This window comes from Acinetobacter sp. YH01005 (assembly GCF_013420465.1).
Classification (GTDB): Bacteria; Pseudomonadota; Gammaproteobacteria; order Pseudomonadales; family Moraxellaceae; genus Acinetobacter; species Acinetobacter amyesii.
The window spans coordinates 20,794-43,476 of the sequence record NZ_VOYA01000005.1 but is presented as its reverse complement, the minus strand read 5'-3'; the positions used below and the strand labels follow the sequence as shown (position 1 = coordinate 43,476).

The window sequence follows — 22,683 nt, the reverse complement described above, 5'->3', positions numbered from 1 at the left end:
ATAATGAGCAAAACAAACCGTTTAAAACTTGTACAGCAGCTTATTTGCACATTAAGATAAAACAATCATCACGGATTGGTGGTTGACAATAACAACAAGAATGTTGGTCAAATTCGACTAAATGGAGAAAAGCAATGCACTATCAATATCACTGTGCTTGTTGCAATAAAGTATTGGCTTCAAGCGATAAAGAATGTTCCGAATGTGGCTCGCATAATATCCGTAGCCCATATGGCTTTTGGATATTTTGCATACTCAGTTGTTTGGCTGTTGCCATTCTATTTAAGAGTGTCCAAGTGTATTTGCAACAGCATGATACTGAAGCTTCGACCCAACTCAACATCTTTGAAGTACTCAAGCAAGATGGTAAAAATTAAGCTTTTTTACAACAGCCAAATACAGCCGTATGAACAGGCTGGCAATGTGTAAAATTTAGCCAAGCTAAATCTAAGCACTATTATCCAGTTGCTTTAAAGTCATTCAAAGAGATAAATTAAAATGATGAAAGCCTGAATGATTTCAGGCTTTTTTATGCGCTAGCATCGCCCTGCTCACTTATCTTCACGAGGAAAATTCTTTAAACTATGGCAATAGCAATGAGGTTCTAGACGATGGTGCAGTTAATCAAAAAAGGCGGTTTACGTGAACGCGCCAATCGTAGCCGATTATACAAGGGCTCTGAAAATACCGAAACCACCCTCAAACCGAACCGTTATCGTGATCATGCTGAAACTACCGATGTTGCACAAGATCCATCAAATACAGCACCATCTAAAGACCAAGATCAAACCAATCCAGAGCAATAGAACTTGGACATAAAAAAAGCCAAGTTTTAATACTTGGCTTTCGCTTTGCTGACAGCAATATGTTTGCAGCTATTGAAGATTGAACATTCTAATTGCGTCGAACCACAGCCAAATCGCAAAAATTAAAAATAACGCCCCTGAAACCACATCAATATAACTACCCGAACGTTGGTAGAGTGCTTTAATTTTAGGCAAAGACATAATCATCATAAACAAACTAAACACAATAAAGGTTTGAATCGGAATGATGACAGCAAGCTGTGCTTTTAGGTTACTACTGGCTGATGAACTCAACGCCAGTGAGAACACACTACTAAAATAAATCAATGTTTTCGGATTGGCTAAATTTGTAAATAAACCTAATAAGAAATAATTTTCAGTTTTCTGCTGACTTAAGGCCTGCCCATCTTCTAAATTGGCTGTTTGATTTAAACTTTTAAGCCCGCCACTAAACATTGCCCAACCCATTTTCGCTAAGAAAAATCCACCAACAGCCATTAAAACTTGTTGTATCCATGGAAATTGCTCAACCAGAACCGTAAAGCCCAATAAGGTTAAAACGACCCACACCACAATCCCGACAGAGATCCCCGCAATAATTTTTAAGGTATTTGCACGCGTTGTTGATGCTGCACTTTTAGCAATTAATAATACATCTGGACCGGGACTCAACTGCGCAACAAAATGAAGCGCACAGATGGTGAATAACAGTGACATGCAAGCTGATTCATTTGAATTAAAACGTGAAGATTATATCGCTTGTTCAATTTTTTTGTTGGCAACACAAGGTTTATTTTTAGGCCGTATCAAAATTTACGCAAAAAAAAAGCCGAATACACATTCGGCCTTTCATACTGAGTTAATTATTTTTTATTGACATCTTTCAGTTCAATTTGTTTCGCATCTGGCGTCACTTCACGAGCTTCACCATCAATAACGGATGAATCACGACCTGATTGCTGATTTTGCATATCTTGCATTTGACGCATCATATCTGCAAATGGGTTCTGACCTTGAGCACCGCCCATGCCTCCCATATCGCCCATCATGCCACCCATCATTTTTTCCATCATGGCTTGCTGACGCTTCATCATTGTTTTCATCATGACTGCTTTCATGGCATTTTGTACAGGTGGAATCAAAATAAGTAATGCCATAATATCTGAGATTAGACCCGGTAACAGCAATAAGAAACCAGCCAAAATTTTTGGTAAATTTCCAGTTAAAGCTGGATCATTACTCATTTGACCTGCTTGCATTTGCTGCATTTGAGGCATCAGACCTGATGAATATTTACGGATAATATTCATCCCTATAAAGAAGGCCGCCACGAACCAGAAAAAGACATACCACATGCTGCCGACGAGGTCGCCCACACCGATCCAGACAAACACTTCCAGGATCAAGCCTGCTAAAATCAGAAGAAATAATTTCATGAAAATTAAACAAATCTAAGTAAATTAATTTAAGGTGTTGCGTTCAACTGCTCAATCACTATCAAGCTTTTTTGACACGCTTATGTAACAATATGGGCATATTTTTATTTTTAAAGGGCAAATAGGCAAACATGTCATTAATTATCGGTATTGACCCTGGGTCGCGCTTAACTGGTTACGGCATCATCGAAAAGGATGGTTCTAAACTACGTTTTGTCGATGCTGGCACCATTCGTACCGAAACGACAGAAATGCCTGAACGCTTAAAACGTATCTTTGCTGGTATTGATCGTATCGTAAAGTTTCACGGACCTACTGAAGCCGCGGTTGAGCAAGTCTTTATGGCTCAAAACCCTGACTCTGCCTTAAAACTGGGTCAAGCACGCGGTGCTGCCATTGCCGCTTTAACCAATTTAGATTTACAAGTCGCTGAATATACAGCACGTCAAATCAAACAATCAGTGGTCGGCTATGGTGCGGCAGACAAAGAACAAGTCCAAATGATGGTTATGCGCATTCTGAACCTAAGCATCAAACCACAGCAGGATGCAGCCGATGCTTTGGCTGCCGCAATTTGTCATGCGCATGCGTCTGGTAGTATGAGTAAAATGGCTGTACTGAATGCCTTAGGTGGTATGGCTCGTGGTCGAAGTCGTGTAAGCACTCGACGTCGATAAATAATCGTCAAAACATATAGCTCAGTAATTCAGATTGTTTTCAAAAGCCCACTCAATCTAGTGATCAAATTTAGCGGATCATTTTAAAATTGCTATAGTCTAATTCATGCATTGGAATTTCTTGCTGATCGATTTTAGTTACGTCTGCTCGTAAAGGCCCCACCAGACTGTGTTTCAGTATTTTATGAATGGCGTCTTCAGTTCCAATAATCAGTGCTTCAACTTCGCCCGTCGCTAGATTTTTCACATAGCCATTTAAACCAAGTGCAATCGCTTGCTGTTCAAACCAACGACGATAGCCAACGCCCTGCACTTTACCTTGAATTCGCAATTTAACTGCATGCATTTTAGTCTTCAACTCCTGAATGATTGACCACATAATAAACCGCTTGGGCCATATCCTGCGCTTGCAAACCACGCATCCCCGGCTTCGCCAATACATCACCTGCTAAAGCATGCAGGCTTACGATTTCGTGCAGATGAATTTGCTGATGGAATTGTGCTTTTAAACTTGCAATCATCCCTGCAAGCACATCGCCCATACCGCCTGTACCCATTCCTGCATTACCTGCGGTGCAAATCCAAAGCTGATCTTCAAGTATTAAGCTGCCTGCCCCTTTAAGCACCCATTGACCTTGAAATTTTTCTTTTAAATACTGAATTGCTTGTACACGATCCGCTTCAACTTCTGCAGTAGATAGACCCAATAATTTTGCAGCCTCACCCGGATGTGGCGTTGCATAGGTGCGTGTATTCAATTTTTCAGGTGTTTCAGCTAGAAACCACAAGGCATCTGCATCCAAAACAATTTCCAAGGTTGACTGCTGAATCAATGGAAACCATGACTGAAACTGCTGTTGTGCCCAATTGTCACGACCAAGCCCCATGCCAAAGCTAATCGCATCGACATGATCGATCAGTTGCCGAATCGCTTCTGTATTTAAAGCATTGATATCGCGTAGCATAATATTCGGTGCGCGCGCCAAAATTGCGGTGTGATGTCGTGCATCACAAACAACCGTGACCTTACCTGCACCTGCATGGAATGCAGCCTCAGCAGCCATAATCACCGCCCCACCCATTTCAGCATGTCCACCAACAACTAAAACATGTCCATAACTGCCTTTATGACCAAAAGCTTGTCGCTCAGGTAAAGTGATTTTCTGCGGTGACAAATACGCAAGTGGCTCAAGCTTAATATCAGTCGGTATGCATGCTATCACCGAAACTTCACCTGCATATTCCTTCGCTTGGCCTGTAAATAACCCTGCTTTTAAACCCAATGCCGTAAAGGTATAATCGGCTTGAAATGCGATGGGTAAAGGCTGTCCTGTATTGGCATGTAAACCGCTTGGAATATCAATCGCAACTTTGAGTCCCGTGCATGCATTCAATCGTTGAATAATGGCTTGCCACTCGTGAGAAAGTTCACGATTGAGCCCTATACCAAATAATGCGTCGATATAGACGTCATAGTCACGCTGAAAATCAAAATGTGTATAGATCTTGAGCTTGTGATCTATCGTTTCCTGTACCGCAGAATGCAAATCTTTCGATGCCCCTATTTCAGCGGCATAGATATCGACTTGAAAGCCTGCTTGCTGTAGGTATTGCGCTGTAAGATAGCCATCTCCTGCGTTATTGCCCTGTCCACAACATACAGCGATATTTTTTAAATTTTGCTGCTTTAACCTTGGAATGAGTTGCTGAGCAATCGACCATGCGACCTGCTGCATCAGACCATAACTGCTATTGTGCTGAGCAAACCAACGCTGCTCCCAAGCTTGAATACTTTGGCTAAGATAAACAGGGCTATGGTAAACTTGCAGACGCATTGTTTTTCCTTGTTATGATTATGGCCGCTTCAACTCCTGCACAAAAAATTCCTGTCGATCAATATGATCCAGAAACCCTAAAAGCATGGATTAAAGCGCAAGCCTTAAATTTAGGTTTTTCTGATTGTGTCATCGCAAAGCCAGATGCTCAAGAGGAACTCCCTCGTTTTAAAGAATATTTAGAACGTGGTTATCATGGCGATATGAAATTCCTAGAGGAAAACCTTGAAAAACGTGCCAATCCTGCACTTTTAGTCCCCGGCACCCGCAGTATCATTTGTGTCCGCATGGATTATTTGGTCGAACCCCCAAAACCACGTTATGTTCCTGATGAGCCAAATGCAGCCATCATTGCACGCTATGCACGAGGTCGTGACTACCACAAAGTCATGCGTGGTCGTTTAAAAACCTTGTCGAATATCATCCGTGAAAAAATCGGAGATTTTGAATCTAGACCCTTTGCCGACTCTGCACCAGTGTTTGAAAAATCCTTAGCTGAAAATGCAGGCATGGGCTGGACAGGCAAACACACCTTACTGATCCATAAAAAATCAGGCTCATTTTTTGTATTAGGTGAGCTGTTTACATCACTCGAATTACCTTTTGATTCGCCGGCAACCAAACATTGTGGTTCATGCACAGCCTGTATTGATATCTGTCCAACTCAGGCCATCGTTGAGCCCTATATGTTAGATGCACGTAAATGCATTGCCTACTTAACCATCGAATACAAAGGCATCATTCCTGAAGAATTACGTCGTGGCATCGGTAACCGTGTGTTTGGTTGTGATGACTGTCAGCTCATCTGTCCATGGAATAGTTTTGCGCATAAAACTCAAATTGAGGACTTTTATCCACGTCATGGTCTCGACCAAGTGAGTTTATTAGATCTGTGGCAATGGGATGAAGCCACCTTTTTAAGCTGTACTGAAGGCAGTCCTATCCGACGAACAGGCTATCAAAGCTTTATGCGAAATATCGCCATTGGCTTAGGCAATGCACCATACAGTTCAAATATTGTTCAATCATTAAAAAATTCTCGCGAAAAACATGACGCGATTGTGCAAGTTCATATTGATTGGGCAATTGCAGAACAAAACTCAAAAATGCTTTAAGGACTTTTATTCTCTATTTTCCAGATCCTTACAAAGTTTTCATTTAAGCTAGAACTTAATGACGTAATCCAAGAAAATTAATTTTTTAGCTCAAAATAAACATTGCAGCGATTGTGCTGACATTTAACATAACTTTGTAAGTATCTTAAATATCAAAAGTTCTTTAAAAAAGCCATTTCAATGCACTTTAGCTAAATTTCAATGTTACAAAATAGTCTTGGAAGTCTGCAAATTTTACGTATGATGATCTGCATTAGGCAGAAAATATGGATCATTTATGAGCTACCGAAATGACTGGACACATCCAGAAATACAAGAGTTGTATCAACAACCATTGATGGATTTATTATTCCAAGCACAGACCATTCACCGTGAATATTTCCAAGCCAATCATATTCAAGTCAGCACCTTACTTTCGATTAAAACCGGTAAGTGCCCTGAAGACTGTAAATATTGCTCTCAGTCTGCACATTATGACTCTGGATTAGAAGCTGAAAAACGTCTGGCTGTGGAAAAAGTCATCAATGAAGCGAAAGCTGCGCTTGCCTCAGGTTCTTCGCGTTTTTGTATGGGCGCTGCATGGCGTAATCCACATGAACGGGACATGCCCTATGTGCTAGAAATGGTGCGTGAAGTCAAAGCGCTGGGACTTGAAACCTGTATGACCCTTGGCATGCTAAATCAATCTCAGGCAGAGCGCCTACATGAGGCAGGCTTAGATTATTACAACCATAACCTCGATACTTCTCGTGAGTATTATCCCAATGTCATTAGCACACGTAGCTATGATGACCGTTTAACGACGCTAGACTATGTTCGCCAATCTGGAATGAAAATCTGTAGCGGCGGAATTGTGGGCTTAGGTGAAAGCCGTGATGACCGTATCGCCTTTTTGATGGAGTTGGCAACGCTGCCGATTCATCCTGAATCCGTGCCGATCAATCTCCTTGTCCCTATTCAAGGTACCCCACTTGCAGAGGTTGAAAAACTTGATGTGATCGAATGGATTCGCACCATTGCAGTCGCACGGATCATTATGCCAAAAAGCTATATTCGACTCTCTGCAGGTCGTGAATCCCTGAGTGATTCAGAACAAGCTTTGGCATTTATGGCAGGTGCAAATTCACTCTTTTCTGGTGAAAAACTACTGACCACGCCAAATGCAGGCGAAGGCAAAGATCAGCTTTTATTTAGCAAACTCGGTTTAATCGCGGAACAGCCCAAACCAACTGCTGCACAGCTTTCAACTGATGCCATGCAAATGGCTTAAAACCCAAGCCCCGAACATCGGGGCTTAGTTTTATTGAATGATCAGTGGTAGGTTTCAATGTGCAATGCAAGAGATGGTGCGAATAAATGAATGGTTGAATCACCATGAGTATGGAAAATATATCGATTACTTCGCAAAGTTATGTGCTGTTATTAAAATTCCATAGCCTGCATTTAAATAATCCCCTTCACGAATAATGTCTTGACCATTAGCATGTTGAACCACCAATTGCTGCTGAATCACATCATAATGAAAAGATTCAAAGCAATCCTGATGTTGTAATAACCATGCAATGGTATCTGCCATATTGGCATCGACGGTATAACGCTCGGCTTGAAAATCTTTACTCATATCTGCATGAAAACTGTGAATGTATTTCTATTTTAATGATTTCAATATTGACCGGCATTAAAAAAGTGAGCTTTCGCTCACTTTTTTTTCGGCTGAGACTCTGCATTACTTTGTCACACCGCACTTACGACATTCCTTGTGCGAACCGATTTCTTCCATTTGCTCGTATTCGTAAATATGCATGCAAAATAGTTTTCTGAATAATTGAAGCATGTTGTTAAAACTCCCGTTTATTTATTAATGTGCTTCTGAATATTTCGTCCTGAAATATTATGATCATGCCTAAACACGCCATAGCTAATTTATTAGCATATTTTTCCAATGAGTCAAATATCTTTACTTTAAAATGACACAATTTCGGATAATCGGTTATTTTTAAGCCTTCCTTATATTCACCTGAGTTATAAGGATTTTTATTAATATCAACATCACAGATATAGATTAATTTTCAGCAAATTTCGCACAAAAAAACTCCCCCTTAGGAGAGTTTTTTCAAATAGATGATCACATGAGTAACGTTATTCACAAGCCCAGATTTAAACGTTCTGACTGGCAAACTTCGCACGTGCAGCATGCAATTTTTTATAGCTATCAATCAGACGTAAATGACGATCTAAACCTTCAAGTTGCATATTGGTTTCAGTTAAACCGTAGAAGCGAAGACTGCCATCCATTGAACCAATCACTGCATCCATACGTTCGTCACCAAACATACGACGGAAATTATGTTCATAGTCATTGAGATCTAAGTCATCGTCCAATTCAACTTCTAAAACCACATTCATACATTGATAGAACAAACCACGTTCGACCGTATTGGTGTTGTATTGAAGGAAGGTTTCGACCAACTCTTTTGCTTCTTCAAACTCTTGTAGCGCAATATAGATCAGTAGTTTGAGCTCAAGAACCGTTAATTGACCCCATACGGTATTGTCATCAAACTCAATCCCGATGAGCGTCACAATATCCGTGTAGTCATCCACTTCAAGCTCTTCTAAGCGCTCAACCAGTGACACTAACTCGTCTTCATCTAGACGATGAATGTTTAAAATATCTTCACGGAAGTCCAAAGCTTTGTTGGTGTTATCCCAAACCAAGTCTTCAACCAAATACACTTCAGAATAACCCGGAACTAAAATACGACATGCCGTAGCACCAAGATGCTGGTAGACCGCCATATACACTTCTTTGCCCATGTCTTCTAGAATCGCAAACATCGCTGCAGCTTCTTCCGCATTGGCATTTTCACCTTCAGATGTGAAATCCCACTCTACAAAATCATAGTCTGATTGTGCGCTAAAGAATTTCCAAGATACCAAACCACTTGAGTCAATAAAGTGTTCTACAAAGTTATTTGGCTCAGTGACTGCATTCAAGCTAAACGTTGGTTTTGGTAGATCGTTTAGACCTTCAAAGCTTCGGCCTTGTAGAAGCTCGGTTAAGCTACGCTCTAAAGCCACTTCGAGTTTAGGGTGCGCACCAAAAGATGCAAAAACCCCACCAGTACGTGGGTTCATTAAGGTTACACACATCACAGGGTACCGACCACCAAGTGAAGCATCTTTTACCAATACAGGAAAACCTTGTTCTTCAAGCCCTTTAATACCTGCAACAATACTTGGATATTTGGCTAAAACCTCTTCTGGTACATCTGGTAGAGCCAATTCACCTTCTAAAATCTCACGTTTGACCGCACGCTCAAAGATTTCCGATAAACATTGCACTTGAGCCTCAGCCAAGGTATTCCCTGCACTCATCCCGTTTGACAAGTATAAATTTTCAATCAAGTTTGATGGGAAATACACTGTTTCACCATCTGACTGACGGACAAAAGGAAGAGAGCAAATACCGCGTGCTGTATTTCCTGAATTGGTGTCATATAGATGTGTGCCTAACAACTCATCTTCTGGGTTATAAATTACACGTGTGTAGTCATCCAAAATTTCGACAGGTAACTCGCCTTCTGGGCCGGGTTGGAACCATTTTTCATCTGGATAGTGCACAAAGTCCGCATTGGCAATCTCTTCACCCCAGAACTGATCGTTATAGAAGAAGTTGCAATTGAGACGTTCAATAAATTCACCCAAAGCCGAAGCTAATGCGCTTTCTTTGGTTGAGCCTTTACCATTGGTAAAACACATTGGCGATTGTGCATCACGAATATGTAGTGACCAAACATTCGGTACGATATTACGCCATGATGCAATTTCAATCTTCATGCCTAAACCAGCCAAAATACCTGACATATTGGCAATGGTTTCTTCTAGTGGCAGATCTTTACCCGGTATAAACGTGGTACTTTCTGACGCTAAATTTGGCATAAGTAAAGCTTGTGCATCTGCATCAATGCTTTCTACTTCTTCAATGACAAACTCAGGACCAGTCTGAATCACTTTTTTAACCGTACAGCGGTCAATTGAACGCAAAATGCCTTGACGGTCTTTTTCTGAAATATCCGCAGGAAGTTCGACTTGGATTTTGAAAATTTGCTTGTAGCGGTTTTCAGGATCAACAATATTATTTTGAGATAAACGAATATTGTCTGTCGGAATGTCTCGCGCTACACAATACACTTTTACAAAATACGCTGCACATAATGCTGATGACGCTAAAAAGTAGTCGAATGGTCCGGGAGCAGAGCCATCGCCTTTATAGCGAATAGGTTGGTCGGCAATTACCGTGAAGTCATCAAATTTGGCTTCTTGTCGAAGGTTATCGAGATAATTAACCTTAATTTCCATGTGGGCACCTAAATATTCTTATGTGTCAGTGCAACACATAAAAATGAAAACATAAGCCGAATAAATGTAGGACATTGACTTAAAAATGTGAGGCCAGTACCAATCTATGCGCTGTTGAGCACGGTACTGACAAGAATGGGCATTATTATAAGGTTATTTTGACTGTTTGATAACTTTTGTCGTGATTTACATCACGATAGGATTCGGCACTTTGTGCATTTTGGTCTAATCCAAGCTCAACTGCTGCAACTACAGCCAATTTGTTGTGTTAGTGTGCAGCCGTGAAGAAAAAGGCTTGTCTTTTAAAAAAATCTTCGCTAGTATGCTTTGCGTCTGAACTTGTTGATAAATAACACATTCAGAATATAGGGCCTATAGCTCAGTTGGTTAGAGCAGCGGACTCATAATCCGTTGGTCCACAGTTCAAGTCTGTGTGGGCCCACCATATAAAACAACCCCTTACGTGCATTAATCGTGAGGGGTTTTTTAATGTTAAAAGCTAAGTAAAGTTTGTCTAAGCCTTTAAAAGATATGGCAGATAACATATAGATACGTACAAAACTTCAAGTCAACTTGAGTAAGCTACGATTGGTTAATACAAGAAGTAGGTTATAAAGAAATACATTCAAGAAAAATTTAAAAGCTTAAGTTCTAGATACCCTTAAATAAAGTCACGATTTGTTATACTTAAAAGGTATTATTTTATTCATTATAAGCAAATGTTTTTTGATTCATGACATTTAGAAATACTATATATTTCACACTTTAAAAGCACAAATATTAAGACTCAACCTGTTCAGGCTTTCTTAAGTCCAAATAAAACTCAACAATTGACCAAATAACAATCAAAGCAAACATAGCAACAGCGAATAACACAGCAGTTAAATAAATCATGCTTGAGTTCTCCGTTAGAAAACGAGTTAAGACCAACAGGTTAAAAATTTTAACCTACGACAAAAGTCTAATAAGAATTTCTGACGGTGCCTAGCCATATTTAGCAAATTTTTAAGAGTATTTTTATCTATGATGATAGCTTTGCTATATAAAATTTAACCGATTTATTGCTAAAAAGTATAATTCTTCAATCCCCCCTTCTTATTCCGATTTGAAATATATGCACAATTCAGATCAAAGCTCACTTAAATCCTCTTGACTCATGATCCAAACAAGCAGAAATTACACCTTTTTAAAATCACCGTATCACCGACTATGTTGAAAAAGTTTATTGGCGAATCTGCATTTAAATTGGCAGGCTGGAAATACCACGTAGAACCTGATGTTTTAGAAAATAAACAAGTGATCGTCGGCTTTGAACACACCTCAATGATGGATGCTGTTCTTTCACTGGCCCTTTGCCAAATTTACGACATTAAAATTCACACGCTGATTAAAAAAGAACTCTTTAAAGGTCCATTTAAACCTGTTCTTGAATTGATTGGCGGTATTCCTGTAGACCGTAAAGCCAATAAAGACATCGTGACTCAAATGGTTGAGCATTTTGAAGCCAATGAAAAATTTAATTTAGTCATTGCTCCAGAAGCGACCCGTGCAGAACGTGGTGAAGCACGAAAACCGATTCGCACAGGCTTTTGGTATATCGCTAAAGCTGCAGGTGTGCCAATTGTATTAATGTATGCCAACTCAAAAACCAAACAAGGCGGTATTTTCGGTAAGATTTACCCAACTGACCTCGATCACGATTTAGCTTTAATTAAGCAGCTCTATAAAGATAAAGTAGGTTTAGACATCGTGATCCCTGAACCTAAAAATAAAGACTAAGCGCCATTCACGTTTTAACGAAATACGTATTTAAAGATATAAATGTCACGTGCTCCATGCATTGTACATTTATATCTTCCTTTTATAACAAGATCGAACTTCCCCTTTCAGCCCGATTCTCATCATAAGAAAAATTACAGTACGAGCGTTTTGACATTTCTTATTATTTTCTCAAATTTGGATATTTTTTTTCAACTACTCAATTCCTGAAATCCAGTACTTTCACACAAAAAAGCCATTATGGTAGAATTTGCTCAATTTGATAGGCATAAGGCCAATCTACAAGGAGCATATTTCGCATGGCGGGTCATTCCAAGTGGGCTAATACTAAGCATCGTAAAGCAAAACAAGATGCGAGCCGCGCTAAAGTATTCACAAAATTTATCCGTGAAATCGTGACAGCTGCACGTTTAGGCGGCGGTGATGTAGCGTCTAACCCACGTTTACGTGCTGTTGTTGAAAAAGCATTAGTTGCAAACATGACACGTGACACCATTAACCGTGCAATCCAACGTGGTGTCGGCGGTGAAGAAAATGCTGATCTAAAAGAAGTCACTTACGAAGGTTATGGCGTTGGTGGTGTTGCTGTCATCATTGAAACAATGACTGACAACTTGAACCGTACTGTTCCTGACGTTCGTCACTGCTTCTCTAAAACTGATGGTAATTTAGGTACTGCAGGTTCAGTGGCTTATATGTTTACCAAACGTGGTGAGATTACTTTTGAAGATGTTTCTTTAGAAGATCAAATCATGGATATCGCTTTAGAAGCGGGTGCTGAAGACATCGAAGTGGACGAAGAAGAAATTCTAGTTATCACCACACCAGAAACTTTCGGTGAAGTTCAAGATGCACTTGCAGCAGCAGGTTTAAAATCTGATAACGCCGAAGTAGTCATGAACCCTTCAACTAAAGCGTTAATTTCAGATATCGAACAAGCGAAAAAAATCATCAAAATGATTGATATGTTTGAAGATCTTGACGACGTTCAAAACGTATATACCAACGTTGAATTCACCGATGAAGTGATGGCTGAGTTAGAAGCTCTATAATTCAATCGAGTGATGTATAAAACGCACCCTTCGGTGCGTTTTTTAATACCAAACTTTCAACTGTTTGAGTCTATCTTTGAGAGCTACATTTAAACCTTATTTAACAAACCATTACAGTTAAAGACATTATATTGTTTAATTACAAAGCTCGAATGTAATGCGACCACATGTTCAATTTTACCAATGCGCTTGAGTAAAATTTCACTATAGTTTTCCATATCTCGTGCAACGACTTCTACAATAAAATCGGCAGACTGCCCTGTCACTAAAAATGCATTAATGACTTCTGGAATACTTTCTAATTCTTCTAAAAATTTAGCAAAGGTATCTGTATCGTGTTTGCTTAATGACACCTGCAGCAACACATGCAAACTAAAGCCCAATTTTTGATAATTAATTTCGCGTTTCAGACCACTGATAATATTGTGATCAATCAATTGTTTGATCCGTCGATGAACTGAACTGACCGATAAATTCACCCGCTCTGACAGTTCATTTAAATTGACATCTTCATGAGTCAAAATTTCTAAAATTTGTTTATCAAAACGGTCTAGTTCCATCAGTCTACTCCAGCCATTTTTGAAAACAGTGTTGATGATCCTGATTCATCAAACGTCTGTTGTCATTTTCAATGTTATTTTAAATTTTAAAATCAGCATTTATGTGCAATTTTTCTCATGTATAGCATGATTTATTAAAAATAATAAAGCTCATACGCATTATGAACATAATAATTTGCATTAATTCGACGATTAAATGAATGTTTTTTCATCAAAGTTTAGTTTTTATATTCTAAATGACGTCTTTAGACAACCTACCAATAAAGCTTCTCGATGCATTCCATTGATCTGAATAAATCAATTTCAGATAAAAGGAAAAGATATTTTATGTATATTTTTCAATTTTTTATTTTTACTATATTTTTCAATGTGCGCTCTATTTCACATTTTGCTTTTTTTCACTTATTTACTAGATTTGGTAATTACATTAAAAAATAGCGGCGGTTCATAAATATACAAAAAAACAAAAACGGAAGAATAAACATGGCAATTAAATCACTGAGCTCACTCAGCTCAAAATTAAGTTCTGTACTAAGTCCATCCCTACAACTCAGTACAATTAGCAGCACGGTCAGTAACCTACTTAGCCCGCTTAAACCTACAACCAATATCACGGATACGCTGACAGGATTATTGGGTAATTTAGGTGGCACAAAGTCTTTTGATTTTAGCGCTCTGACTAAATCGCTTCCTCAAGTGATTAGCACGATTCAAAGTCTAACATCCAATAACGGTTCAAATTCGGATGCACTCAAGACATTGATGACAACTCTGCAACCACTCCTACAAAACTTAGGTAGCAACGCTGGCTCAACAGAGATGAATCAGTTGGTTCAATCCTTACCTACCATTGTCAACAGCTTGCAAAGTTTACTGAGTAGCACCAATAATCAAGGCAATCTTCCTGACAATATCAGCAGCGCTGTAAATGCCATCAAACCACTGCTCGCTATGCTTGGAAGTGCAACAGGGTCAACGGATTCAACGCAAATTATCAATACACTCAGTCAAGTTTTAGAATATGCGCAACCCATTATTCAGATGATTGGGAGCTCGTATTCTGGAAACATTGACTTTGGGCAAATTGCACAAGGTGCAACGAGTGCCCTCCTACCTTTATTAGCCTCAATCAATAAAGATAACTCAACTATTGATATGGAACAGTTGAGCCATGCTTTACCGACTGTGATTGGAAGTGTGACCAATCTAGTGACCGCCATTTCATCAGCCAACCAAGGCAATATCCCTGAGACCATTTCAGGGGTGATCAAAGGACTTAATCCGCTGTTAGATTTACTGGCAAAAAGCGATGTCATCGATACGGATCAGGCTCAAACCGTCAAAGCGATTTATGATGTATTAAATAGCGTGAGCACCATTTTGGATGTGGTCAACAATCCATCCTTACTGACGCTTTCAACTGATTTAAATCAAGTGATTGATTCATTGAAACCAGTCATTGCACTGATGGACAGCAATGGTGAAGCGACTCAGTTCCTCGATCAACTGACCATTCCAAATCTTGGCGATTTACTTGGCAATCTTGCTCCTGAAAAAATTGATCTGGGTTCTATCTCGGATCAGTTCAACCAATTGACTGAAAACCTCACGGGGCAAATACCAAATATTAATGACCTATTGGAAAATTTAGGTTCTGCTCAAGGTGATTTTGATATCTCCACCATCATCCCAAGTATTAAAGATGCTATAGGAAATATCTTTTACCCGGTTATGCCGCTGAATACTTTACAAGCTGATAGTATCAGTCCAGTGTTGAATATTATGGATATTCAACAACAAAGCTATATTTAAGGATTGAAAGTCTTATAAAAAAAAGCGCGCCATTAGGCGCGCTTTTTTTAAGCAGTATGACGCAAAGTTTCATATAAAGGGCTTATACACCACGCCAATCTACCCGTGCATTCCGTTCTGTTTGGTATATGCGTTGTACATATTGACCTAAAGGCAAATCGCTCAAATAGGCTTTATAAGCTTTGAACTCTTCTGACAAGGTTTCGCCATGCTCTTTTTCCCACGGCGTTCCGACAACCTCTAATAACGGCGCTAACATTGAACACACCGCAATATCGGCTAAACCTAATCGGTCGCCCACAAAATAACGCCCACCTTGTTCAATCAGACGTTGATTTAAATCAACCACAATTTCATCCAGTCGCTCACGTGAAGCCGCAACCTTATCTGTATCTAATTGATAACCCTTAGAAACCAGTGCCTTTATAATCGGTTTTGAATATTTTTCAAACTGACGTAAATAGCCTTTTTCACCAATTAAAATATCAAGTGATTCTTCACTTTCATTTAATACATGTGCCAACCCCCAACGGCGCACATGTTGCCCTAACTCAATGGAGAGTTCATTAATTTCTAAAGCGTCTTCACGCAGTTTGACATCTGGACGGATCAGACTATGTTCGGGGTAGGTCGCATCCAAGTAAAAGGCGATTTGAGTTGAATCTGCAACCCAATGATCTTGATCACGTAAAATCGGTAATTTGTTTTGCCCTGTTTTAAGCTGTGCAAATGCACGATGTACACCCGGCATTAAATTATGAGCCACATAATCCAACTCTTTATGATCGAGTAACCAGCGCGCCTTTTCACAAAAATGTGAGAGTGGAAACTGGTAGAGAGTTCGCATAAATGCTCCAAGTTTTTGTTGTAACTGTAGTTTATAAAACCCAGTAATTTTATAGGGATACTTTAGTCACTGTGTTATTGAAACACAATGTCATTTTTGCACCTATTCTGCATCTGTAGTGCAACTCAAGCATTATTCAGACGTGAATTCATCTCTATCTCTGCGCGATTCAATAAGATATACATTCTCCTGCCCATATCACCTGACTTTATTATGGCTTTCATGTAAAATCATCCACAATTTTTTTATAATACTTTGTGAGTTATTTCATGGGTTTTAACTGTGGTATTGTCGGCCTGCCGAACGTTGGTAAATCAACGCTTTTCAACGCATTAACCAAAGCTGCGATTGCTGCTGAAAACTTCCCATTCTGTACAATTGAGCCAAATACTGGGATTGTACCTGTACCTGACCCACGTATGGATAAACTTGCTGAAATTGTAAACCCACAACGTGTTGTCCCAACCACGATGGAATTTGTGGATATCGCAGGTCTCGTTGCTGGTGCATCTAAAGGTGAAGGCCTTGGTAACCAATTCTTAGCCAACATTCGTGAAACGGATGCTATTGCACATGTTGTACGTTGTTTTGAAGACGAGAATGTCATTCACGTAAATGGCAAAATTGACCCACTTGACGATATCGCAACAATCAACACTGAACTTGCACTTGCTGACTTAGAAGCTGTTTCTAAAGCAATTACACGTCTAGCAAAATCTGCAAAAGGTGGCGATAAAGAAGCGATTGCGACCAAAGCTGTTTTAGACAAAATCTTACCTTTACTGGATGAAGGTAAACCTGCGCGTGCAGCTGACCTTGATGAAGATGAACGTAAATTGGTGCGTGGTTATGGCTTCTTAACCCTTAAACCAACCATGTATATTGCCAACGTTGCAGAAGATGGTTTCGAAAATAACCCTCACTTAGAAGCAGTACAAAAATTAGCTGCTGAAGAAAATGCGATTGTGGTTCCACTTTGCAACCAAATCGAAGCAGAAATTTCATTACTTGAAGATGAAGATCGTGCTGAATTCCTTGAAGCTTTAGGCATGGAAGAACCTGGTCTAAACGTAGTTATTCGTGCAGGTTATGGCTTACTTGGTCTTCAAACATACTTCACAGCTGGTGTACAAGAAGTTCGCGCTTGGACAGTAAAAATTGGTGCAACTGCACCTCAAGCTGCAGGTGTGATTCACACTGACTTCGAAAAAGGCTTTATTCGTGCTGAATGTGTTGCCTACAACGACTTCGTTCAATACAACGGTGAAGCCGGCGCTAAAGAAGCAGGTAAATGGCGTTTAGAAGGTAAAACATACATCGTTCAAGATGGCGATGTTTTACACTTCCGTTTTAACGTATAAGACAGTACTCATAAGAAGCCAGCAATTTGCTGGCTTTTTTAATTTCAGGCAAAAGCTCAAGCCAAAAAATAAGCATATTTAAAAACTTAAAAACAAAATTATATCGACACGAATACATGATTTGGTTGCCGAGTCACCACAGTGCAACGACTTAAATCGCTACCGTTCTGCTATAAATTTACTCATAGGCACTAATGCCTATTTTCATAGAACAATAGCAATGAAAAAAATCAGCACAATTCTAACAGCAGGTATCTTTACAATGCTTAGTGCAACTGCGTTTGCATGTCCACAAGGCACCACACTTACAGGTGGTACAGGTGCAAACCATAAAGGTGGTACTTGTGTTTCTATTGCTAAAGATGCAAAACATCAGGAACGTACTGCTACACATGCAGCACAAGTTGCGCAGCATGATGCAAAAGTCGCTCGACACGATGCAAAACAAGCCAGCCAATTGGCTCAGAGCAAAGTGAAACATAATCAAAAATTAGCAAAACATGATGCAGCTCAAGCACAGCATCTTGCAACACAAGCAAAATCAGAAGCTAAAACTTCAACCCATGCTGCCAAAGCTGCAAATACTGACGCAAAAGCAAAAATCGCTGCACAAAAGGTCGCAGCGGAACAACATAAAGCAGCTGTTAAATCCTAAACAGTTGAGAATCAATACATCGCGCAAAAAAAGCCGGAATTATCCGGCTTTTTTATTCAAATCATTTATGGGTGAGCAGTATGTAATGCTTTTGCATCCATCTCTGCGCGCTGTCTTCTTGCTTCTGTCAGCATGCGTTGTTCAAGCTCTTTACGAAAGCCTAGTAGAAACACAAACTCAGCTAGAACAAATAAAGGCCCTATTGCCAAGCCAATGACATCATCCATAAACGCAGGCTTTTTCTTTTCATAATAATGACCGATAAACTGGATGATCCAACCCACTACAAAGATCCCCACACTCCAGATCAACCATGACATAAGGCTCATTTTTGCGATCATTAAGGCTAAGGGATATGTGACGGCAAACACCAAAAGCATGATCAAACCGAAAATTTTATCTAAACTCAGGTAATAAATGACACTGGCAATAATCAACAATAATGCAAGGGTTAGTTCAAAACCTGAAATCATCAGCCCTGCTCGTGCTGTTAGACACATAATCGAAAATACAATGAGCGGGATACCCACAAAATGCGTCAGTACATTTTTTCGATCTAAATGATATGCTGCATATTGGCTTAGCAGTCTTTCAAGTTTGCTCATTAACTTACTCCTTGTTCATTCACTCATTTCACTATATAAAAAAATGCATCAATAAAGTTGTCAGCTAATAGACAAATTGGACCAAAAAATAAGGATATGCTGTGCTGGACGCTCAATATGTGCATCAACTCAATAAAAATGTGTGGTATTCAGGCTTAAATCTTTCCTTCCAAGACTTTATCTGCCGCCATGCCCTGACCTTAACTTTCGAAAAAGACGCACGTGTTTTTTTATCAGGACAGCGTTTTAATGGTATGTATGCGGTCTTAGAAGGCGCAGTTCGCTTAGGCTATATTGATATTCATGGCAAAGAAGCGATTGCCGCCATTGCTGAGCCGATTATGTGGTTTGGCGAAATATCCTTGGTTGACCAATTACCACGTTCTCACGATGCCATCTGTACCAAAAAGTCCACCTTATTACACTTACCGGCTCAAGCAATTCAGCAATTATTACAACAACACCCTGAGTTTTGGTTTCATATTGCCCAGCTCACCAGTCAAAAACTTCGCTATGCCTTTATGGAACTCATAGCCTTACAAACGCAAAGTTTAAGTCAACGTCTCGCACAGCGTCTGCTGTTTATTTTAAATGGATATGGAAATCATTTGGAAATTGAGCAACACACCATATATATCTCGCAGGAACAACTCGCGCAACTGATGAATTGCTCAAGACAATCAGTCAATCAGGAGCTTCAGCAGTTGGAAAAAATACAGGTGCTTCGTGTTGCGTTTAAACAAATTGAAGTTTTAGATCTAGCGCAGTTACATCAGATTGCTCATGCACTTCCTGTGCATGATGTCTGACATTTGTGATTTAAATAAGTGCATTTAATTGCACCAGAATGATTCTTTATAGTTATTTTGCTTTTATTTGTGGCACTTCACTTTATCGAGTTTTGATCAAGACAATAATTGGCAAACATTTACACTGTCAAAACCATTTGTACATGCTGCAACTTCTTGAGTTGATGCTTCTGATTTGTCTTCAGTCGCTGCTTGTACATTGACTGCTGTAGTCAAAACAGCCAAAACCGACAACATCATTAATGTTTTTTTCATCTTAATCACCTATTCAACGTCTTTAATTTAATTTACATACTTCATCTTTTACGCAGTTATTTTTACACACTTTATCAAATAATGATAATTTTAATTTTTTATCACATTATCCATACTTTGTATTATTAATATTTTAAAAATATTAATTAAAGAGAAAGTCAGACGACTAGCGTTCTAAAATGGGGAGTTTTTAACAATAAATTTTTCTCAAAAGATATTTTTACAATTCATTATCAATGCTTTATCTATTTAAATTCAAAAAATAAACATGCAAATTTGAAACTAAGCTCAACGCAAAGACAGCGGTCTGATTTATTTTTTATATGAAATAGCGATACTTTTAGGAGAAATTTCCAATCCTCTCTTATAGATTTATTCTTGTTTTTTGATATTTTCCAAAAAAAAACAGTGAATCTTCACTGCTTTGATCGGGTTAAACGCCTACTTTTTTCGGATCGGTATTTCCGAGTTCAGGGTTTTCAATCGCACCTTTGCATTGATTTTTATCACGCTCATAATCTGCTTGCTTTTGTGCAACAGTCGAACTCTGATCAATACTTTCACGTGCCCAAATTTCCAGACTTGTTAAAGCTTTACGACACAGTGCATATTTACCTTCAGTCACAGAATCGGTCATTTTGACATTGATACGCCATTCGGTACTCAATTTACGCGCTGGAATACGAACTTTCTCTTCCATCTGATCGACTTGCTTTGCATAAACAATCGGATCGACTTCATTGATAAACGCCCAAGCTTTGGCAGCATACTCCGTTGCATCATTGGTTAATTTAGGTGCTGCTTTAATTTCGACTTGAGCTTGTTCAGCTCCATCATTACCACAGGCCTGCAACAACACCGTGCTGCTCAATAATGAAACAATCAGTATCCCACGCATCTTTAACCTCTGCATATCCGGCTCATTTCAGCAAACATATTCGGCAATATGCTAGTGAATTCGAGTACAATACTCAATCATCATTTGACCTGTTGTTCAACTCTTTCAAAGGTGTGTCGTGTCTGAGCACAAACTTCCTACAGTTCAGCCTGCGGGTTTTTGGCAAGGTGCTAAAGATAGTCAAGCCATTATCTTTACCTATCTTCCTGTTTCTTTTGCATTTGGGGTTTCTGCGACTCAATTTGGTTTCACTGCGTGGGAAGCCTTATTTTTATCATGCTCCATGTATGCAGGTGCCAGTCAGTTTCTCGTCGTTGCTTTACTTGGAAGTGGAACATCTATTTGGATGACTGCTCTTACTGTAATTGCTCTCGATATACGCCATTTGCTCTACGGTCCTGCTTTACAAAACCTGATTCAAGACCGACTCAATTTAAAGAAAACGGCAGTTTGGGCTTGGGGTTTAACCGACGAAGTTTTTGCATCAGGTATGATTAAACTGTCGCAACGTCGTCAAGAATGGTCAGAATCTTGGATGTTAGGACTCAGCTTATTTAGTTGGCTGTCATGGGCAACAGGCTCATTTTTAGGCGGTTTATTTGCCGATCAAGTCAGCAACCTTCCACAATTTTTACAAGCCGCACTCGACTTCCTGCTGCCTGCATTGTTTTTAAGCTTTTTACTTGCCGCATTTGAGAAAAAACATACATTTGTGGTCACGGTTACAATTATTGTTTCTGCGATTGCCTGCTACTTTATCGACTTGTCTGCTGCGATTTTTATCGGTATTTCTTCTGGTATTTTTGCCGGTTTATTCAAACATTATGTCTTAAAAAAACCTGATCCTGAACATATGGGTGAAGCATCATGAATCTAGAAATTATCCTGGTCGGGATCTTGGTCGGGATTGCGAATTTTGCATCACGGTTTGGGCCATTCTTTGTAATTCAGAAATTTCAGCAAGGTTCACAGCAGCGTGGTTCTTTATGGCTCAAAATCGCTTTGGGCTCGATTGGTATTGCCGCAATTAGTTCAATGTTGGTGGTTGCAACCTTACCGCCGCTGCTTGAAACTCCAAATAAAAGCTTTGCCATGTTAGTTGGATTTGCTGTGCTTGCAGGCTTGTATTTCAAGTTTAAAAAAATTGTCCCTGCTACACTGACTGCGGCACTGACTTACGGCTTAGTCTATACCTATATACCTTTTCATCTCTAAAGCTGAGTCAGCGACAATCCAAATAAAAACCTCAAGCACAAGCTTCTTCAGCCTGTGCCTTTTAATTAGCAATATTTATGAGATAGTCAACGTATAACATAAAAATCTAGCGAAACCCCATAGATGGCAAAGTACCATTGTATTCAAGGCAAAATTTATATTCATTCTAGACAACCATCTGAATTGAGTTGGGGACTGCAAAAGCCCATCGAAAGCGTATATTTGAATGCTTCATTCAAAGCCAGCTATTCAGTGCTAATTTCTGCGCTGTACATTGCCAATCTACAGATCAGATCCGCGCCATCTATATAGAGAAAAATCAACAAAAAATGATTGTGGGTTTATATAACTGCACACAGCAGATTCTGCACTTACATCCACGTCGCCTGATGTTTTCACACATATCGATGCCTCGTCTGTTCAGCAATTTTCTGCAGCTGATCGGCTTCTTATTGGTTTTTCTATTGTGCATTTTCAGCCTCAGTTCATGGCTCAATTCATCATTTCACCTTCTGTCGGTGGCTACAGACGCGCTTCATTTCACTGCCGTTTTAGTTGGAATGATATTTATTTTATGCATATGCGTCGCACCACTGCTCGGATT

Annotated in this window: 24 protein-coding genes and 1 tRNA gene; 14 read left to right on the top strand and 11 right to left on the bottom strand. The window is 39.5% G+C overall.

The features are described 5' to 3' along the window. The first annotated feature begins 134 nt into the window (after positions 1 to 134). Together FTT72_RS04200 and FTT72_RS04195 are read left to right on the top strand one after the other, a co-directional pair. Positions 135 to 377 carry a hypothetical protein gene (locus FTT72_RS04200; RefSeq protein ID WP_180010281.1) on the top strand — a complete coding sequence of 81 codons (243 nt, stop codon included), beginning with the start codon at positions 135 to 137 and terminating at the stop codon, positions 375 to 377. A gap of 234 nt (positions 378 to 611) precedes the next feature. Beyond that, a complete protein-coding gene (locus FTT72_RS04195) occupies positions 612 to 806 on the top strand; it encodes a hypothetical protein (RefSeq protein ID WP_078192892.1) in 195 nt (64 codons plus the stop codon). A 69-nt stretch (positions 807 to 875) separates the two neighbouring features. Here FTT72_RS04195 and FTT72_RS04190 read toward each other — a convergent pair whose 3' ends face one another. Then, positions 876 to 1,523, bottom strand: coding sequence for a LysE family transporter (locus FTT72_RS04190; RefSeq protein WP_180007363.1), 648 nt, complete (start codon positions 1,521 to 1,523; stop codon positions 876 to 878). A gap of 146 nt (positions 1,524 to 1,669) precedes the next feature. Further along, on the bottom strand, positions 1,670 to 2,242 hold the full coding sequence (locus tag FTT72_RS04185; protein WP_078192890.1) for an FxsA family protein: 573 nt from the start codon (positions 2,240 to 2,242) through the stop codon (positions 1,670 to 1,672). 131 nt (positions 2,243 to 2,373) lie between these two features. Here FTT72_RS04185 and ruvC point away from each other — a divergent pair, with 131 nt between their 5' ends. Continuing rightward, entirely contained in the window at positions 2,374 to 2,919 is a 546-nt protein-coding gene (ruvC, locus tag FTT72_RS04180) for a crossover junction endodeoxyribonuclease RuvC (protein ID WP_078189034.1), read from the top strand. A gap of 70 nt (positions 2,920 to 2,989) precedes the next feature. Here ruvC and FTT72_RS04175 read toward each other — a convergent pair whose 3' ends face one another. Both FTT72_RS04175 and FTT72_RS04170 read right to left on the bottom strand, forming a co-directional pair. Continuing rightward, a complete protein-coding gene (locus tag FTT72_RS04175) occupies positions 2,990 to 3,265 on the bottom strand; it encodes an acylphosphatase (protein ID WP_180012138.1) in 276 nt (91 codons plus the stop codon). Position 3,266: 1 nt separating this feature from the next. Then, positions 3,267 to 4,754 (bottom strand): NAD(P)H-hydrate dehydratase, encoded by a 1,488-nt coding sequence (locus FTT72_RS04170; protein WP_180177920.1) that lies wholly within the window; start codon positions 4,752 to 4,754, stop codon positions 3,267 to 3,269. Positions 4,755 to 4,774: 20 nt separating this feature from the next. On the opposite strand from FTT72_RS04170, the gene queG reads away from it, so the two are divergent. Together queG and bioB are read left to right on the top strand one after the other, a co-directional pair. Beyond that, a complete protein-coding gene (gene queG, locus FTT72_RS04165) occupies positions 4,775 to 5,869 on the top strand; it encodes a tRNA epoxyqueuosine(34) reductase QueG (RefSeq protein ID WP_180063153.1) in 1,095 nt (364 codons plus the stop codon). Positions 5,870 to 6,146: 277 nt separating this feature from the next. Further along, positions 6,147 to 7,139, top strand: coding sequence for a biotin synthase BioB (gene bioB / locus FTT72_RS04160; protein WP_180027230.1), 993 nt, complete (start codon positions 6,147 to 6,149; stop codon positions 7,137 to 7,139). Positions 7,140 to 7,265: 126 nt separating this feature from the next. Here bioB and FTT72_RS04155 read toward each other — a convergent pair whose 3' ends face one another. Then, positions 7,266 to 7,490, bottom strand: a complete 225-nt coding sequence (locus tag FTT72_RS04155; protein ID WP_111885746.1) for a hypothetical protein — start codon at positions 7,488 to 7,490, stop codon at positions 7,266 to 7,268. 536 nt (positions 7,491 to 8,026) lie between these two features. Next, positions 8,027 to 10,231 carry an OsmC domain/YcaO domain-containing protein gene (locus FTT72_RS04150; protein WP_180177919.1) on the bottom strand — a complete coding sequence of 735 codons (2,205 nt, stop codon included), beginning with the start codon at positions 10,229 to 10,231 and terminating at the stop codon, positions 8,027 to 8,029. A gap of 368 nt (positions 10,232 to 10,599) precedes the next feature. Here FTT72_RS04150 and FTT72_RS04145 point away from each other — a divergent pair. From FTT72_RS04145 to FTT72_RS04135, 3 genes are all read left to right on the top strand, one after another. Further along, positions 10,600 to 10,676, top strand: a tRNA-Ile gene (locus tag FTT72_RS04145). Between the two features lie 764 nt (positions 10,677 to 11,440). After that, positions 11,441 to 12,010 (top strand): 1-acyl-sn-glycerol-3-phosphate acyltransferase, encoded by a 570-nt coding sequence (locus FTT72_RS04140; protein ID WP_180177918.1) that lies wholly within the window; start codon positions 11,441 to 11,443, stop codon positions 12,008 to 12,010. 299 nt (positions 12,011 to 12,309) lie between these two features. Further along, positions 12,310 to 13,062 carry a YebC/PmpR family DNA-binding transcriptional regulator gene (locus tag FTT72_RS04135; protein ID WP_078189042.1) on the top strand — a complete coding sequence of 251 codons (753 nt, stop codon included), beginning with the start codon at positions 12,310 to 12,312 and terminating at the stop codon, positions 13,060 to 13,062. A gap of 89 nt (positions 13,063 to 13,151) precedes the next feature. Here the strand turns inward: FTT72_RS04135 and FTT72_RS04130 are convergent, their stop codons facing one another. Continuing rightward, positions 13,152 to 13,622 (bottom strand): Lrp/AsnC family transcriptional regulator, encoded by a 471-nt coding sequence (locus FTT72_RS04130; RefSeq protein WP_067763303.1) that lies wholly within the window; start codon positions 13,620 to 13,622, stop codon positions 13,152 to 13,154. Positions 13,623 to 14,105: 483 nt separating this feature from the next. Here FTT72_RS04130 and FTT72_RS04125 point away from each other — a divergent pair, with 483 nt between their 5' ends. After that, on the top strand, positions 14,106 to 15,434 hold the full coding sequence (locus FTT72_RS04125; protein WP_180177917.1) for a hypothetical protein: 1,329 nt from the start codon (positions 14,106 to 14,108) through the stop codon (positions 15,432 to 15,434). Positions 15,435 to 15,516: 82 nt separating this feature from the next. Here FTT72_RS04125 and FTT72_RS04120 read toward each other — a convergent pair whose 3' ends face one another. Further along, a complete protein-coding gene (locus tag FTT72_RS04120; protein WP_168379640.1) occupies positions 15,517 to 16,281 on the bottom strand; it encodes a glutathione S-transferase family protein in 765 nt (254 codons plus the stop codon). 269 nt (positions 16,282 to 16,550) lie between these two features. Here FTT72_RS04120 and ychF point away from each other — a divergent pair, with 269 nt between their 5' ends. Both ychF and FTT72_RS04110 read left to right on the top strand, forming a co-directional pair. Next, the gene (gene ychF / locus FTT72_RS04115) at positions 16,551 to 17,642 is read left to right on the top strand and encodes a redox-regulated ATPase YchF (RefSeq protein WP_078189045.1); all 1,092 of its coding nucleotides are present in this window, start codon (positions 16,551 to 16,553) and stop codon (positions 17,640 to 17,642) included. Between the two features lie 262 nt (positions 17,643 to 17,904). Then, the gene (locus FTT72_RS04110; protein WP_257220777.1) at positions 17,905 to 18,297 is read left to right on the top strand and encodes a hypothetical protein; all 393 of its coding nucleotides are present in this window, start codon (positions 17,905 to 17,907) and stop codon (positions 18,295 to 18,297) included. Between the two features lie 65 nt (positions 18,298 to 18,362). Here the strand turns inward: FTT72_RS04110 and FTT72_RS04105 are convergent, their stop codons facing one another. Beyond that, positions 18,363 to 18,902 (bottom strand): DUF962 domain-containing protein, encoded by a 540-nt coding sequence (locus tag FTT72_RS04105; protein ID WP_078189046.1) that lies wholly within the window; start codon positions 18,900 to 18,902, stop codon positions 18,363 to 18,365. Positions 18,903 to 19,003: 101 nt separating this feature from the next. On the opposite strand from FTT72_RS04105, the gene FTT72_RS04100 reads away from it, so the two are divergent. Beyond that, entirely contained in the window at positions 19,004 to 19,711 is a 708-nt protein-coding gene (locus FTT72_RS04100) for a Crp/Fnr family transcriptional regulator (RefSeq protein WP_180177916.1), read from the top strand. A 96-nt stretch (positions 19,712 to 19,807) separates the two neighbouring features. On the opposite strand, the gene FTT72_RS04095 is transcribed toward FTT72_RS04100, so the two are convergent. Both FTT72_RS04095 and FTT72_RS04090 read right to left on the bottom strand, forming a co-directional pair. Beyond that, complete coding sequence (locus FTT72_RS04095; RefSeq protein ID WP_180133541.1) at positions 19,808 to 19,966, bottom strand: hypothetical protein; 159 nt, start codon at positions 19,964 to 19,966, stop codon at positions 19,808 to 19,810. A gap of 433 nt (positions 19,967 to 20,399) precedes the next feature. Then, on the bottom strand, positions 20,400 to 20,879 hold the full coding sequence (locus FTT72_RS04090) for a hypothetical protein (RefSeq protein ID WP_180004110.1): 480 nt from the start codon (positions 20,877 to 20,879) through the stop codon (positions 20,400 to 20,402). 103 nt (positions 20,880 to 20,982) lie between these two features. Here FTT72_RS04090 and FTT72_RS04085 point away from each other — a divergent pair, with 103 nt between their 5' ends. After that, complete coding sequence (locus tag FTT72_RS04085) at positions 20,983 to 21,735, top strand: AzlC family ABC transporter permease (RefSeq protein WP_078194362.1); 753 nt, start codon at positions 20,983 to 20,985, stop codon at positions 21,733 to 21,735. Next, positions 21,732 to 22,079 carry an L-valine transporter subunit YgaH gene (ygaH, locus tag FTT72_RS04080; protein ID WP_078189050.1) on the top strand — a complete coding sequence of 116 codons (348 nt, stop codon included), beginning with the start codon at positions 21,732 to 21,734 and terminating at the stop codon, positions 22,077 to 22,079. The genes FTT72_RS04085 and ygaH overlap by 4 nt, the downstream gene beginning before the upstream one ends. Positions 22,080 to 22,683: the final 604 nt, after the last annotated feature.

Excerpts from the sequence above, each read along its gene's own strand:
- FTT72_RS04105 (WP_078189046.1), bottom strand. The coding sequence starts at position 18,902 with ATGAGCAAACTTGAAAGACTGCTAAGCCAATATGCAGCATATCATTTA.
- FTT72_RS04090 (WP_180004110.1), bottom strand. The coding sequence starts at position 20,879 with ATGCAGAGGTTAAAGATGCGTGGGATACTGATTGTTTCATTATTGAGC.
- FTT72_RS04135 (WP_078189042.1), top strand. The coding sequence starts at position 12,310 with ATGGCGGGTCATTCCAAGTGGGCTAATACTAAGCATCGTAAAGCAAAA.
- FTT72_RS04130 (WP_067763303.1), bottom strand. The coding sequence starts at position 13,622 with ATGGAACTAGACCGTTTTGATAAACAAATTTTAGAAATTTTGACTCAT.
- FTT72_RS04170 (WP_180177920.1), bottom strand. The coding sequence starts at position 4,754 with ATGCGTCTGCAAGTTTACCATAGCCCTGTTTATCTTAGCCAAAGTATT.
- FTT72_RS04190 (WP_180007363.1), bottom strand. The coding sequence starts at position 1,523 with ATGTCACTGTTATTCACCATCTGTGCGCTTCATTTTGTTGCGCAGTTG.
- FTT72_RS04140 (WP_180177918.1), top strand. The coding sequence starts at position 11,441 with ATGTTGAAAAAGTTTATTGGCGAATCTGCATTTAAATTGGCAGGCTGG.
- FTT72_RS04195 (WP_078192892.1), top strand. The coding sequence starts at position 612 with ATGGTGCAGTTAATCAAAAAAGGCGGTTTACGTGAACGCGCCAATCGT.
- FTT72_RS04120 (WP_168379640.1), bottom strand. The coding sequence starts at position 16,281 with ATGCGAACTCTCTACCAGTTTCCACTCTCACATTTTTGTGAAAAGGCG.
- ruvC (WP_078189034.1), top strand. The coding sequence starts at position 2,374 with ATGTCATTAATTATCGGTATTGACCCTGGGTCGCGCTTAACTGGTTAC.
- FTT72_RS04200 (WP_180010281.1), top strand. The coding sequence starts at position 135 with ATGCACTATCAATATCACTGTGCTTGTTGCAATAAAGTATTGGCTTCA.
- queG (WP_180063153.1), top strand. The coding sequence starts at position 4,775 with ATGGCCGCTTCAACTCCTGCACAAAAAATTCCTGTCGATCAATATGAT.
- ychF (WP_078189045.1), top strand. The coding sequence starts at position 16,551 with ATGGGTTTTAACTGTGGTATTGTCGGCCTGCCGAACGTTGGTAAATCA.
- FTT72_RS04110 (WP_257220777.1), top strand. The coding sequence starts at position 17,905 with ATGCTTAGTGCAACTGCGTTTGCATGTCCACAAGGCACCACACTTACA.
- bioB (WP_180027230.1), top strand. The coding sequence starts at position 6,147 with ATGAGCTACCGAAATGACTGGACACATCCAGAAATACAAGAGTTGTAT.
- FTT72_RS04095 (WP_180133541.1), bottom strand. The coding sequence starts at position 19,966 with ATGAAAAAAACATTAATGATGTTGTCGGTTTTGGCTGTTTTGACTACA.
- FTT72_RS04175 (WP_180012138.1), bottom strand. The coding sequence starts at position 3,265 with ATGCATGCAGTTAAATTGCGAATTCAAGGTAAAGTGCAGGGCGTTGGC.
- FTT72_RS04155 (WP_111885746.1), bottom strand. The coding sequence starts at position 7,490 with ATGAGTAAAGATTTTCAAGCCGAGCGTTATACCGTCGATGCCAATATG.
- FTT72_RS04125 (WP_180177917.1), top strand. The coding sequence starts at position 14,106 with ATGGCAATTAAATCACTGAGCTCACTCAGCTCAAAATTAAGTTCTGTA.
- ygaH (WP_078189050.1), top strand. The coding sequence starts at position 21,732 with ATGAATCTAGAAATTATCCTGGTCGGGATCTTGGTCGGGATTGCGAAT.
- FTT72_RS04150 (WP_180177919.1), bottom strand. The coding sequence starts at position 10,231 with ATGGAAATTAAGGTTAATTATCTCGATAACCTTCGACAAGAAGCCAAA.
- FTT72_RS04185 (WP_078192890.1), bottom strand. The coding sequence starts at position 2,242 with ATGAAATTATTTCTTCTGATTTTAGCAGGCTTGATCCTGGAAGTGTTT.